Genomic DNA, 13,699 nt, shown 5'->3' on the forward strand with positions numbered 1-13,699 from the left:
CGATCCGTCGGTCCCGCCGGCTCTCTCGAAAGGAAGCACATGCACAAGGACGAACCGCTCGTCGAGGCCCGCATCGCCCGCCTCGTCCGCGACCGCGTCGACCCCGCCGTCCTGCGGCGCTCGGCACCGGTGACGATCGAGGCGTGGGAGGTGCCGGGCGAACCGGTGCCGTTCGCGGCCGCGGTGCGCGAGACGTACACGCCGTTCACGGTGGGCAGCGCCTGGGGCGGCCGCCCGTGGGGGACCACCTGGTTCCGGGTCACCGGCACCGTGCCCGAGGACTTCGGCACCGCACCCGGCACCACCGCCGAGCTGCGCGTCGACCTCGGCTTCACGAAGCGCCACCCGGGGTTCCAGGCCGAGGGGCTCGCCTACCGCCCGGACGGCTCCACGATCAAGGGCATCGAGCCGCGCAACGACACCGTGCCCCTCGAGGTCGGCCCCGGCGAGTCGTTCGAGCTCTACGTCGAGGCCGGTGCGAACCCGGACATCGGCGGCGACTCGTTCCAGGGCCGGACCCCGCTCGGCTCCCGGTCGACCGCCGGCGACCGGCCGATCTACCGGGTGCGCGCGCTCGAGGTCGTCGAGCGCGACGACACCGTGTGGGAACTGCAGCAGGACCTCTGGGTCCTCCGCGGCCTGATGGCGGAGCTGCCGACCGACGGCACCCGCGGCGCGGACGTCCTGCACGCGCTCGAGCTCGCCGCCGACGCCCTCGACCCGGACGACGTCGCCGGCACCGCGGCCGACGCCCGCGCGGTCCTCGCGCCCGTGCTCGCCGTGCCCGCGAGCGCTGCCGCACACCGCGCGATCGCCGTCGGACACGCGCACATCGACTCCGCCTGGCTCTGGCCGGTGCGCGAGACGGTGCGCAAGTGCGCGCGCACCTTCTCGAACGTGCTCGACCTGATGGACCGCGACCCGGACTTCACCTTCGCGTGCTCGTCGGCGCAGCAGTACGCCTGGATCCGTGACGGGTACCCGTCCATCTGGGCGCGCATCAAGCAGCGGGTGGCCGAGGGCCGGTGGATCCCGGTCGGCGGCATGTGGGTCGAGTCCGACACGAACCTGCCCGGCGGCGAGGCCCTCGCCCGTCAGTTCGTCGCGGGCAAGCGGTTCTTCCTCGAGGAGTTCGGCATCGACACCCCGGAGGCCTGGCTGCCCGACTCGTTCGGCTACTCGGGCGCCCTGCCGCAGATCGTCCGTGCCGCGGGCTCGAAATGGTTCGTCACCCAGAAGCCGTCGTGGAACGAGACGAACGTCATCCCGCACACGTCCTTCCACTGGGAGGGCATCGACGGCTCGCGCATCCTGACGCACCTGCCGCCGGCGGACACCTACAACTCGGACGTCTCCGCCGCCGACCTGCACCGCGGCGAGCGGAACAACAAGGAGCGCGGCGTCGCGAACACCTCGATGCTGCTCTACGGCTTCGGCGACGGCGGCGGCGGCCCCACCCGCGAGATGGTCGCGGCCGCCCGACGCCAGCACGACCTGGACGGCTCGCCCCGCGTCCAGCTCGGCACGCCCGCCCAGGTCTTCGAGGAGCTCGAGCGCGTGCTGCCGGAACCCGGCGTGTGGTCGGGGGAGATGTACCTCGAGTTCCACCGCGGCACCTACACGTCGCAGATCCGCACGAAGCAGGGCAACCGCCGCTCCGAGCACCTGCTGCGCGAGGCCGAGCTCTGGGCGGCGACCGCGGCCGTGCGACTCGGCGCGGAGTACCCGTACGAGGAACTCGAAGCGGCCTGGCACACCGTCCTGCTGCAGCAGTTCCACGACATCCTGCCCGGGTCCTCGATCGCCTGGGTCTACGAGAACGCCGAGGAGAACTACGCACGGATCGCCGCGGTCCTCGAGGGGCTGATCGGCGACGCGACGACCGCGCTCGCGAACGGCGGAGCCACGGCGCTCGCCGGCGTCGGTGCGTCGTCGTCGACGGCCGCAGGCGGGAGCGGTGGCAGCGGGCTGCTCGATGCGCCGTCCGGCGCCGACGCCGTCGGCGGCAGCGGCTCGTCCGGGAACGTCGTGCGCTTCAACGCCTCGCCGGTCGCGGCGGGGGACGCAACCGCCCTGGGAGGTTCGCTCGGCGAGGAGCCGCGACCCGTGCCTCCCGTCCGGAACGGCGACCACTTCGTCTTCGACACCGGCGTCGTCACGGCGACCGTCGACGCGGCCGGCCACGTGGTGTCGCTCGTCGACCGTGCCAGCGGTCGCGACGCGATCGCACCGGGCGCGGCCGGCGCCGAGTACACGGTGTTCCGCGACACCCCGAACCAGTGGGAGGCGTGGGACATCGACCGCGCCTACCAGCGCAACGGCACCGTGCTGGCGGCCTCGTCGGTCGCGATCGAGGGCTCCGCGCTCGTGGTGGAACGGTCCTTCGGGGCATCGACGCTCACGACGCGGTACTCCGCTGTCGAGGGCGAGCCGGAACTGGTGATCGAGACCGAGGTCGACTGGCACGAGCACCAGAAGCTGCTGAAGCTCGCGTTCCCCGTCGACGTCCGGGCGTCGTCGGCCTCGAGCGAGATCCAGTTCGGGCACATCGACCGGCCGACCCACCAGAACACCTCGTGGGACCACGCCCGCTTCGAGACGTCGGCGCACCGCTGGGTGCACGTCGCCGAGCCCGGGTTCGGCGTCGCGGTGGCGAACGACTCGACCTACGGCCACGACGTCACCCGCTCCACGCGACCCGACGGCGGGACCACGACGCTCGTGCGCGAGTCGCTGCTGCGCGGGCCGACGTTCCCGGACCCGGACGCCGACCAGGGGCACCACGTGTTCCGGACGGTGCTGCGCGTCGGTGCCTCGGTGCTCGACGCGGCGGACTCGGGCTACCGGCTCAACCTGCCGGTCCGGACCGTGTCCGGCTCCACGACCGTCGAGCCGCTCGTCACGGTGTCATCGCCGCAGGTGCTCGTCGAGGCCGTCAAGCTCGCCGAGGACCGCTCGGGCGACGTGGTCGTGCGCCTGTACGAGGCCTCGGGCGGCCGGGCGACCGACGTCGGGGTGTCGTTCGGGTTCGACGCCGCCTCGGTGACCGCGGTGGACCTGCTCGAGCGGACGCTCGGCGACTCGTGGGACGCCGGCGAGCCGGTCGTGCTGACGCTCCGCCCGTTCGAGATCGTGACGCTGCGGGTGCGCCGGGGCTGAGGGCGCGGGTGCTGTTGCCGGTGCCGGGTGCTGTTTCGCGCGTAGGGGGCTGAATCGCGCGTAGGAGGTCGAATCGCGCGTAGGTGCCAGTTTCTTCTGGCCACCTACGCGCGATTCGCCTTTCCATTGCGGGTGCATTGGGAAGGAACGTTCGTCCTCCACAGGACGGTCTGCCGGGAGGCCCGTCCACAGATCCACATGCTCGGCACCTCCCGGCGTGGTCGCCCTCCACCGTGGACGGCATGGAACAGCCACTCGCCATCTACCGCGCCAGCTCCATGCGCGACGCAGGCCGCTCCGGTGCCGCCATGCGTCGCCGCGCCGCCGGGGACGGCCCCGACCGGCTCGTCCGCGTCGGACCGAACGCGTTCGTCCGCGGGGCCGACTGGGACGCGGCCGGCCCTCGCCAGCAGTACGTCACCCGGGTCTTCGCCCGCCTCGGACGTCGGAGCACCGCAGCCGCGGGGTCGCACGTCTCGGCGGTCGCGGCGCACGGCCTGCCCTGGCTGGCCGGCTGGCCGGAGGACGTCCACATCACGGTCCCGAAGTCGCAGTACGGCGCACGGACGAAGTCGCTCGTCCTGCACACCAGGCCGCTCGGGTCGACTGACCTCGTGCATCACGGCGGGGTGCGGTTCACGACGGTCGCGCGCACCGTGGCCGACATCGCGCTCCTCGGCGACGCCCGGGCGACCGTCGTCGTCGCCGACGCCGCGATACGGAGCGGTGTCCCGAAACAGGCGTGCACCGCAGCGCTCGGCGGGACGCTGCACGACCGTGGCCGCCGGCTCGCCGTGCTCGCGCTCGACATCGCCGACGGGCGCTCCGGGTCGCCCGCGGAGTCACTGGCGCGGGTCGTGTTCCGCGAGCTCGGCCTGCCCGTCCCGGTCCTGCAGCAGCGCTTCGTGGTCGAGGGGCGTCGGTACGAGGTCGACTTCTGGTTCCCGGAACAGGGCGTGGTCGTCGAGATGGACGGGCACGCGAAGTACACGCAGGAGCGGTACCGCAACGGGCGCGACGCCACGCAGGTGTTCATCGACGAGAAGCGCCGACACGAGCAGTTGCTCACCGTGCCGGGGGTGCGGGTGATCCTCCGCCTGGAGTGGCGCGACCTGTGGGACCTCGACCGACTCACCCGGAGGCTCCGCGCGGCCGGACTGCCGTGCGCCGTCCGACCGGTCCGCAGCGCCCGCGACGTCGCCCGCTGACGCTCCCGGAGCCGCGACGGAGAACGGGTCCAGCGGCAGTCGTCTACGGTCGCGGGCATGGCTGTCACCGAGATCTGGCTCGTCCGACACGGGGAATCCCTCGCCAACGTCGCCGCGGAGCGTGCCGAACGCGCGGGCGCCGACGTGATCGAGGTCGAGTACCGCGACGCCGACGTCCCGCTCAGCCCGCTCGGGGAGCAGCAGTCCCGGGCACTCGGCCGCGAACTCGCCGACCGTGGCGTGGACGACGTGTCCGCGGCGCTGTGGGTCTCGCCGTACCTCCGCGCGCAGCAGACGATCGGGATCGCGCTCGCCGCCGGCGGCGTCACCGAACCGACGAAGCGGGTGGACGAGCGACTGCGCGACCGGGAACTCGGCGTCCTCGACCTGCTCACCCTGACCGGGGTGCGGAACCGCCACCCCGACGAGGAGCGCCGTCGGCAGTGGCTCGGCAAGTACTACCACCGGCCAGCGGGCGGTGAGTCGTGGGTCGACGTGATGGCACGGCTGCGGTCCCTGCTCGTCGACGTCGACCGGCTCGACGGAGCCGACCGCCTGGTCCTCGCCGCCCACGACGCCGTCGTCATGCTCATGGTCGCGGTCTGCCTCGACCTCGACGAACCGGCCCTCATGGACTTCGCCGGCGACCACACCGTGGCGAACGCCTCGCTCACCCGGCTGCGGCGCGACGGTGTCGGGCAGCCCTGGACGCTCGAGGAGTTCTCGGCCGTCGAGCACCTCGACGAGACCGAGGTCACCGAGCACAGCGGCCGGAAGGACGACGTCCGTGTCCGCTGAACAGATCACCCCGAACCTCCTGCGCGACTGGCCGCTGCCCGAACCCGGCGCGGGCAAGTACGGCCGTGGCCAGGTGCTCGTCATCGGCGGCGCCGCCCGCACGCCGGGGGCCGCGATGCTGTCGGCGCTCGCCGCACTCCGGGTCGGCGCTGGTCGGCTCACGCTCGCCGTCGCCCGGAGCGTCGCAGCCGAGGTCGCCGTCGCCGTGCCGGAGTCGGGCGTCGAACCACTCGACCAGGACGACGCCGGGCACATCGCCGTGGGGGCACTCGCGGCGATCGCGGACGACATCGGCAGTGCCGACGCCGTGCTGCTCGGACCAGGGCTGGACGAACCGGACGGCGCGCGCGACCTCGTCGCCTCCATCGCGGACGCCGTCGGCGACGACACGCTGGTCGTGCTGGACGCCTTCGCCCTCGGCGTCGCGGCCGACGTCGCGGACCGGCTCGAACCGTTGCGCGGCCGACTCGTGATGACGCCGAACAGTGGCGAGGCCGAACGGCTGCTCGGCCGCGAGTGCGGCGGGGACGACGAAGCCGACGCCCTCGCGATCGCGGAGCGGTACGGCGCGGTCGTGGCCCTGTCCGACGTCATCGCGAGCCCCGACGGTCGGACCTGGATCAAGGGCACCGGTGCCGGCGGCCTCGGGACGAGCGGCAGCGGTGACGTGCTGTCCGGCGTCGTCGTCGGGCTCCTCGCCCGTGGCGCCGACCCGGCGCAGGCCGCCACGTGGGCCAGTTCCGTGCACGCCACCGCGGGGGACCGCCTGGCCGTGCAGGTGGGACCGCTCGGCTACCTGGCGAGTGAACTGCTCACCGAGATCCCGCGGGTACTGGTCGAACTCGGGCGCTGACCGCGGGAGTTCGGCCCGTCGTTCCTTCCCATTGCTCGTGCCATGGGAAGCACTTTCGCGCATGGGCAGACGGAAGGAACGGCTTCCTACGCGCGGAACGGCTCCCCACGCGCGGAACGACCTCCCACGCGCGAAACTGCACCAAGGCGAGACGGCGCGGCCCGCGGCCCGGCCCCGCTCAGGACCGCAGCGAGTCGACGGCCTTCTCGATGCGGCGGGCGCGGGTCTCGGGGGCCTTCGCCTGGGACACCGGGTCGGCGAGGGCCCGCTGCCGCGAGTTCGAGAGCGTGTCGAAGGCCGCGCGGACCCCGGCCTGTTGCAGTGCCGCTGCGAGGTCCTCGGGGAGGTCGACGACGCGCGGCAGGGTGTCGACCTCGAGGGACACCTCGACCGAGTCGCCCGCGGCCACCCCTGCGGCCGCCCGGTGCTCGGCGGACAGCGGCACGAGGAACTGCTCGTTCATGACCCCGACGGTGGACCGGTAGGTGTACCCGCCGTTGATCGTGACGACCACGGCGGGGCGCTTGCCGGAGCCGAGCGCGTCGATGACGGACGGCGGGACCGGCAGCCCGGTGGCCGTCTTCCGCGCCTGCAGGACCGTCGTCGTGAACCGCATGCGTGCCTCCCGTTCGTGCACGGCGACCGTCGCCGTGCCAGCACCGTACCGGCGGCCCCGCCGTCCCGACAAGGGACGCCGACGAGCCGACGAACGAACGCCCGACGAACGACCGCCCGCCCGCCGGACGACCGCCCGCCCGCCGGACGACCGACCGCCCGCCGGACGACCGACCGCCCGCCGGACGACCGCCCCGCCGTCAGCGCTGGAAGCGCGCGGCGTGCTCGTCGGACAGGGCGGCCTCGACGCGGGCGCGCATGTTCGGCTGCATCGCGGGCAGGGCGTCGAGCCGGGCCCAGAACGCCTCGGTGTTCTCGCCGTCGGCGGGTGACGGCGTGCCGGAGACCCAGCGGCAGGCGAAGACGAGGTCGAGGTACTGCGCCCGGTCGCCGTTCGGGTACGTCATCTCCGGCAGGACCTGCACCCAGGCGAGGCGCTCGGCGACGGCGACGACGTCGGCCTCCTCGAGGACCTCGCGTTCGGCAGCGACCGCGGGCTCCTCGCCCGGGTCGACGATGCCGGTGACCGGGGTGTACGCGCCGGTGTCGGCGCGGCGCACCACGAGCAGCTCCCGGGCGGACCCGGAGCCACGGGTGACCACGGCGGTGACCCCGGTCAGCCAGAGCGGCTCGGTGCCGATCCGCGATCGCAGGGACAGGACGAAGTCGGGGGTCGGCATGCGCCCACGCTACCGATCCCACCCTGTCGCAGACTGGTCATGACCAGTAGCATCGCGGTGTGGAGATCATCATCCTGCCCACGCCGGACGAGGTCGGTCGCGTCGCCGCGGCCAAGATCGCGTCCGTCGTCGCCAAGAAGCCGTCCGCCGTCATCGGTCTCGCCACCGGATCCAGCCCGCAGGGCATCTACGCCGACCTGCAGCGCCGGGTCCGTGCGGGGGAGATCACCTTCGCCGAGGCCCGCGGGTTCGCCCTCGACGAGTACGTCGGCATCCCGCTGGAGCACCCGGAGTCGTACGCCAGCGTCATCGCGCGCGACGTCGTCGGCCCGCTCGGCTTCGACCCGAGCCGGGTGCGGGTGCCGGACGGCCGTGCCACCGACCTGGAGTTCGCGGCGAAGGAGTACGACGCCGCGATCCGGGCCGCTGGCGGGATCGACGTGCAGATCCTCGGCATCGGGGCGAACGGGCACATCGGGTTCAACGAGCCGACGTCGTCGTTCGCGTCGCGGACCCGCATCAAGACCCTCGCGCCGTCGACCCGTGACGCGAACGCCCGGTTCTTCGACTCGCCGGAGCAGGTCCCGACCCACTGCATGACCCAGGGGCTCGGCACGATCCTCGAGGCCCGCGAACTCGTCCTCGTGGCGCAGGGCTCGTCGAAGGCGGACGCGGTCGCCGCCGCGGTGGAGGGGCCGCTGAGCTCCTTCGTCCCGGGCTCGGCGCTGCAGTTGCACGAGCACGCGACGGTGGTCGTCGACGAGGAAGCCGCCGCGGGCCTGCAGCTGGCCGACTACTACCGCTACACGTACACGAACAAGCCGGCCTGGCAGCGGTTCGAGTAGGCCGGCGGTTCAGCCGTCCGCGCGCTGTCGGTAGGCGGCGTGCAGGCGGTCGAGTCCCTCGTCGAGCGTCTCCGCCGAGCACCCGAAGTTCAGGCGCGCGTACCCGGCGCCCTGTCGACCGAACGCCGGGCCCGAGGCGAGGGCGACCTTCGCCTCGTCCACGAGCAGCGCCGCGGGGTCGTCGCCCCACGGCAGCGCGCGCAGGTCGAGCCACGCCAGGTAGGACGCCTGCGGCTGCCGGTAGCCGGCCCCGGGCAGCACCTCGCCGATCCGTTCGGCGAGGGTGCGACGGTTCGCGGCGAGCTCGGTGAGCAGTGACGCGAGCCACGGCTCACCCTCGCTGAAGGCGGCGATGCTCGCGGTGTAGCCGAGGATCCCGGTGCGTTCGACGACCTCGGTCGGCAGGGCGTCGAACCAGCCGCGGGCGCGTTCCGAGGCGCCGACGATGAGCGCGCACTTGGTGCCGGCCAGGTTCCACGCCTTGCTCGCACTCGTCAGGGCGACCCCGAGCGACGCGGCCTCGGGGCAGGACTCCAGGAACGGGGTGAAGACCCCGTCGGCGTGCACGAGCGGCGCGTGGATCTCGTCCGAGACGACCACGGCGTCCCACTCGGCGGCGAGCTTCGCGAGCGCGGTGAGCGCGGCGCGGTCGTGCACGAGTCCGAGGGGGTTGTGCGGGTTGCAGAGCAGCACCGTGCGGGCGCCATCGGCGAAGGCGCGGGCGATGCCGTCCAGGTCCATCCGCCAGCCTGCCGTGGTGTCGTACGGGTCGGCGGGGCCGTCGGGTGCGAGCAGCGGCACCTCGGTCACGGTGCCGCCGGCCTCGGACACGTACTCCCAGAACGGCGGGTACACGGGCGGCATGACGACGACCTGGTCGCCGGGCTCGATGACCCGACGCAGCATCTCCACCGCGGCGACCGACACGTCGGTGGTGGTGCGCACGAGGTCGGGGTCGACGTGCCAGGCCCACCGGCTCTCGGCGAAGTCCGCGAACGCCTCGGGCAGGGCTCGTCCGTGGCCGACGTACCCGGTGTCCCCGTCGGTGACCGCGCGGAGCAGGGCCTCGCGCACCGGCTCGGCGAGCATCGAGTCCATCTCGGCGACGAACATCGGCAGGACGTCCGGGGGGAAGGCCGTGTACTTCTCGCTGGTGCGGCTGCGGCGTGCATCGAAGAGGGAGACCATGACGCTCATGCGCCCATCCTGACAGTGCCCGCCGCCGCACGGCAGGATGAACCGGTGGAACACCGCTCGCGCACCGTGCTCCGGGCCGTCCGTGACGCCGTGCTGGTGGTCGTCGGCAGTGTCGCGATCGGCCTGGTCGTCGTGATCGCCGGACTGGGGTGGCTCGACGACACGCCCTACCGGGGGTCCTCGACCGAGGCGGCCTACGTCGCCGTCGCCGTCGCGGCGGTGGCCGTCTGCGGGTTCGGCGCGCTCGTCGGCCTCGGCGTGCTCCGCGCGGCGGTCAGCTCGTCGGACGCAGGCCGGCGAGCAGGATCTCGACGTAGCGCTCCGGATCGCTGACCCGGGTGCCGCCGGCGACCGCCGCTTCGCGCAGTCCGCACAGCAGTCGGCGGAGGTCGTCGGCGTCGACGTCGGTCCGGACGACCCCCTCGGTGCGTCCGCGCGCGAGCAGTGCGTCGACGGACACCACCAGGTCGCCGGCGAGTGCTGCGGTGTCCGCGCAGGAGAACCCGCCGTTCGTCAGCAGGTCGCCGAGGGCTGCGTCGTCCACCATGCTCCGGAACGCGGCGGTGACGACCCCGCGGAGCGCATCGGCCGCGTCCGGCAGCACGACGGCGTCGCGGACCTGGTCGAGCATGTCCTCGAGCGCGTCGATCGCGAGCGCTTCGAGCAGGTGCTGCTGGCTCGGGAAGTGCCGGTAGGCGGTCCCGACCCCGACTCCGGCCTCGTGCGCGACGGCGTTGAGCAGGGCCGGTTCGCCCCGGTCGACGAACGCGCGGGCCACGTCGAGCAGTGCCGTCCGGTTGCGCTGGGCATCGGAGCGCAGCGCCTCGGGCCGAGCCATCGCGATCGTCATGTGGACACCCTATCCGGTTGTGCTAGCGTTCCGGATGAATCATCCGATTCAGTAGGCGAACGAGCAGGAGACGACCATGGACCGCTTCGAGTGGGAACCGGCAGCGATGCCCGACCAGCACGGCAGGACCGTGGTGGTCACCGGCGCGACCGGCGGGATCGGCCTCGTCGTCGCCACGACCCTCGCGCACGCCGGCGCCCGCGTGGTCGCCGGCGTGCGGGACCTCGACAAGGCGGCTCGCGTCCTCCCCGCGGGTCTCGACCTGGAGGCGCGGCTCGTCGACACCTCGTCCGTCGCGTCCGTCACGGCGTTCGCCCGGCAGCTCGCCGCGGACGGCATCGTCGTGGATGCCCTCGTCAACAACGCGGGTGCGACGCTCGGCACGTTCGGGCGCACCGACGAGGGCATCGAGCGCACCTGGGCGACGAACGTCGTCGGACCGGCCGTGCTCGCCGAGGAGATGCTCCCGTCGCTCGGTGGGCCGTCGCCCCGCATCGTGCTCGTCGGCTCGAACCTGTCGCAGCGCACCCGCCGCGTACCCGGACCCGGCGGGGTCGACGGCCCCGGCGAGTACTCGCAGTTGGGTGTGTACACCGACTCGAAGACCGCGGTCGCAGCGCTGAGCGTCGACCTCGGCGAGCGACTCCGTGCTGCCGGTTCGGACGTCCGGTCGGTGATCGCGCACCCCGGCATCGCGGCGACGGGGATGAACGACCAGGCGGAGACCCTGACGCAGCGCCTCGGCGGCATGGTCGCCCGCAGTCTGGCCCGGACCGCCACGGACGGCGCCCGCTCGACGCTCTGGGCCGCCACCGCTCCGGACGTCACCGAGGGGGTGTTCGTCGGACCGGCACTCCGTCGTGGTGACCGGCGGCTGCACGTCGTGCCGGTGAGGGGTCCGGCGGCGGACCCGGTGTTCCGCGCTCGGGTCCGGGCGTTCGTCGAGGAGCGACGTGAACAGCAGGAGACCGCTCGGTGACGGATCGCGCGTCCCCCGTTCGAGGGGGCTAGCGTCGCCCGTGTGAACCGATCCCGCGTGCACCGTCGCCCGCTCCTCCGTCCGCTGCCGCTCGCCGCGGCGGCCACGATCGCCGCGCTGCTCGGGACGGGGGTCGTCGCCGCACCGGCCGTCGCGTCGCCCGCGTCGCAGACGTCGCACGCGGGTCGGCCCGTGTCCGACCCGGCGCGGTACGTCGACCCGTTCATCGGCACGAGCGGCGACGGCAACACGTGGCCGGGCGCCACCGCCCCGTTCGGCATGATGCAGTGGAGCCCCACCGGCACCGCGGGCGACCAGACCTCGACCCCGGTCGCGAACGGGTACTCGTACGACGTGAACCGGCTGCGCGGGTTCAGCCTGACGCACCTGAACGGCGCCGGCTGCGCTCCGGGGGCCGCCGGTGACGTGCCGATCATGCCGGTCACGACCCCGATCACGACGTCGCCGTCGGCCGACTCGAAGGACGCCGTCTACGCCGCCGGGTACTCGCACGACGACGAGTCCGCGAGCCCCGGGCGGTACAGCGTCGCGCTCGACAACGGCGTCCGCACCGACCTCGCCGTCACGACGCGTGCCGGCGTCGGCGCGTTCGCGTTCCCCGCCGGCAAGGCCGCGAACCTGCTCTTCCGCACGTCGAACTCGATCAACGGCAGCGAGGCCGCCACCACCCGGGTCGACGCCCGCACCCGCACGGTGAGCGGCAGCGTCCTGACGGGCGGCTTCTGCAGTCGCCGCGCGAACGGCGGCGGTGCCACCAACCCCGACCGGCGCAGCTACTACCGCCTGTACTTCACGGCCACCTTCGACACGGCGTTCACGAGCACCGGCACCTGGCAGGACGGCACGGTCCGACCGGGAGGCACGGCCTCCTCCGGTGGGGAGGGGTACCTCACCGGCGCCGACCGTGCCGGACGCGGCTCCGGCGCGTGGATCGGCTTCGACGCGCGTCGCGGTGCGACGGTGCACGCGAAGATCGGCATCTCGTACGTGAGCGCTGCAGGCGCTGTCGCGAACCGCGACGGGGAAGTGACCCCGCGCTCGACCGTCGCCAGCGTGGCGGCCGGCACACGGGCCTCCTGGAACCGCGAACTGTCGCGCCTGCGCGTCGGCGGCGGCACGGCGGGCCGGACCACCCAGCTGTACACGTCCGTCTACCACGCGCTCATGCAGCCGAACACGCTGAACGACCGCGACGGCCGCTACCTCGGGCCGGACCAGCGGGTGCACCGGATGGACCGCGGACACCGGGCCGTCTACGGCACGTACTCCGGGTGGGACCAGTACCGGGCGCAGGTCCAGCTGCTCGCACTGCTGCGGCCGGACGTCGCCGGGGACATGGCGCAGTCGATGCTGCGGTTCGCCGAGCAGAACGGCGGCGTGTGGGACCGGTGGCTCCACCTCGGAGCGCCGACCCACGTGATGACCGGCGACCCCTCGGCCGCGACGCTCGCCACCTGGTACGCCATGGGCGTCCGGAACTTCGACGTCCGGGCCGCCTACGCCTCCCTGAAGCACCAGGCGACGGTCGAGAACACCGACGCCGAGAGCGACATCGGGTGCCCGGGGCAGTGCCTGGCGCAGCGGCCCGCACTCGACGAGTACCTGGAGCGGCACTACGCCGCGAACGACGACTGCTCGTGCTGGGGCGGCGCCGCCGAGACCCTCGAGGACTCGATCGCCGACAGCGCGCTCGGGTACTGGGCCTCCTCGCTCGGTCTGCGCTCCGACGCCCGGATGTTCGCTGAGCGTGGGACCTACTGGGAGAACACCTTCAACGCCGCCGTCGGCTACCAGGCCGCTCGGCAGGCCGACGGCTCGTGGACGCCCGGCTGGTCGCCCTCGACCGGGACCGGGTTCGCGCAGGGGACGAGTGCGCAGTACACGTGGCTCGTGCCGCAGGACGTCCGAGGGCTGTCGAGCGCGCTCGGCGGCGACGACGCCGCGATCGCCCGGCTCGATGCCTTCTTCCACGACGCCTCGGGCAACTGGGCCGTGACCGGTGGCGACGCCACGAAGTTCGACCCGACGAACGAGCCCGACATCCACACGCCGTGGATGTACAACGCGCTCGGCGCCCCGTGGAAGACGCAGGAGACCGTGCGCCGCGTCGTCGACGACGCCTACTCGACCGGCCCCGACGGCCTGCCGGGCAACGACGACCTCGGCACGATGAGCGCCTGGTACGTCTTCGCGTCGATCGGGCTGTTCCCGCAGACGCCGGGGCGGGCGGAGATGCTCATCGGCAGCCCGACGTTCAGCACCGTGGACATCCGGCGGTCGAGCGGGGAGCGGATCGTCATCCGGTCCTCCGGGACCGAGCCGTACGTCCACGGTGCACGGCTGGACGGGCGGACCCTCGAGCGGTCGTGGGTGCCGGCGTCGTTCGTGACCCGCGGCGGGACGCTGTCGCTCCGGGTCGGGGACACGGCGGACACGCGCTGGGCGACCGGACAGCGAGGGCGTCCGGTCGACCGGTGAGTGCATGGGCGGCTGA

General features: G+C 73.3%; 12 protein-coding genes. 8 read left to right on the plus strand and 4 right to left on the minus strand.

The genetic code is table 11. The annotated features are described in order from the left end of the window. Positions 1-39: 39 nt before the first annotated feature. The 4 genes from BIU94_RS02805 (at position 40) to BIU94_RS02820 (ending at position 6,018) form a co-directional block, all read left to right on the plus strand. Positions 40-3,159, plus strand: coding sequence for a glycoside hydrolase family 38 C-terminal domain-containing protein (locus BIU94_RS02805; RefSeq protein WP_071254004.1), 3,120 nt, complete (start codon positions 40-42; stop codon positions 3,157-3,159). 242 nt (positions 3,160-3,401) lie between these two features. Further along, complete coding sequence (locus tag BIU94_RS02810) at positions 3,402-4,367, plus strand: hypothetical protein (protein ID WP_071254007.1); 966 nt, start codon at positions 3,402-3,404, stop codon at positions 4,365-4,367. 57 nt (positions 4,368-4,424) lie between these two features. After that, positions 4,425-5,165 (plus strand): histidine phosphatase family protein, encoded by a 741-nt coding sequence (locus tag BIU94_RS02815; protein WP_071254009.1) that lies wholly within the window; start codon positions 4,425-4,427, stop codon positions 5,163-5,165. After that, a complete protein-coding gene (locus BIU94_RS02820; RefSeq protein WP_071254011.1) occupies positions 5,155-6,018 on the plus strand; it encodes an NAD(P)H-hydrate dehydratase in 864 nt (287 codons plus the stop codon). Before BIU94_RS02815 ends, BIU94_RS02820 begins: the two co-directional genes overlap by 11 nt. 178 nt (positions 6,019-6,196) lie before the next feature. Here BIU94_RS02820 and BIU94_RS02825 read toward each other — a convergent pair whose 3' ends face one another. Both BIU94_RS02825 and BIU94_RS02830 read right to left on the minus strand, forming a co-directional pair. Beyond that, a complete protein-coding gene (locus BIU94_RS02825) occupies positions 6,197-6,634 on the minus strand; it encodes a YdeI/OmpD-associated family protein (RefSeq protein WP_071254124.1) in 438 nt (145 codons plus the stop codon). Positions 6,635-6,833: 199 nt separating this feature from the next. Next, the gene (locus BIU94_RS02830) at positions 6,834-7,313 is read right to left on the minus strand and encodes an NUDIX domain-containing protein (RefSeq protein ID WP_071254013.1); all 480 of its coding nucleotides are present in this window, start codon (positions 7,311-7,313) and stop codon (positions 6,834-6,836) included. A 59-nt stretch (positions 7,314-7,372) separates the two neighbouring features. Between BIU94_RS02830 and nagB the strand changes: the two genes are divergently transcribed. After that, positions 7,373-8,158: a glucosamine-6-phosphate deaminase gene (gene nagB / locus BIU94_RS02835; protein WP_071254015.1), complete on the plus strand. Its 786-nt coding sequence runs from the start codon at positions 7,373-7,375 to the stop codon at positions 8,156-8,158. A 9-nt stretch (positions 8,159-8,167) separates the two neighbouring features. Here the strand turns inward: nagB and BIU94_RS02840 are convergent, their stop codons facing one another. After that, positions 8,168-9,355 (minus strand): MalY/PatB family protein, encoded by a 1,188-nt coding sequence (locus BIU94_RS02840; protein ID WP_071254017.1) that lies wholly within the window; start codon positions 9,353-9,355, stop codon positions 8,168-8,170. Between the two features lie 45 nt (positions 9,356-9,400). On the opposite strand from BIU94_RS02840, the gene BIU94_RS02845 reads away from it, so the two are divergent. Further along, entirely contained in the window at positions 9,401-9,688 is a 288-nt protein-coding gene (locus tag BIU94_RS02845; RefSeq protein ID WP_071254019.1) for a hypothetical protein, read from the plus strand. On the opposite strand, the gene BIU94_RS02850 is transcribed toward BIU94_RS02845, so the two are convergent. Then, positions 9,630-10,205 carry a TetR/AcrR family transcriptional regulator gene (locus BIU94_RS02850; protein WP_083404544.1) on the minus strand — a complete coding sequence of 192 codons (576 nt, stop codon included), beginning with the start codon at positions 10,203-10,205 and terminating at the stop codon, positions 9,630-9,632. The two genes, BIU94_RS02845 and BIU94_RS02850, sit on opposite strands and share 59 nt — an antisense overlap. A 76-nt stretch (positions 10,206-10,281) precedes the next feature. Here BIU94_RS02850 and BIU94_RS02855 point away from each other — a divergent pair, with 76 nt between their 5' ends. Beyond that, positions 10,282-11,184, plus strand: a complete 903-nt coding sequence (locus tag BIU94_RS02855) for an SDR family NAD(P)-dependent oxidoreductase (protein WP_071254021.1) — start codon at positions 10,282-10,284, stop codon at positions 11,182-11,184. A 42-nt stretch (positions 11,185-11,226) separates the two neighbouring features. Beyond that, positions 11,227-13,683: a GH92 family glycosyl hydrolase gene (locus BIU94_RS02860; protein WP_254784722.1), complete on the plus strand. Its 2,457-nt coding sequence runs from the start codon at positions 11,227-11,229 to the stop codon at positions 13,681-13,683. Positions 13,684-13,699 lie beyond the last annotated feature (16 nt).

It is taken from the genome of Curtobacterium sp. MMLR14_006, assembly GCF_001864985.1.
Lineage (GTDB): Bacteria > Actinomycetota > Actinomycetes > Actinomycetales > Microbacteriaceae > Curtobacterium.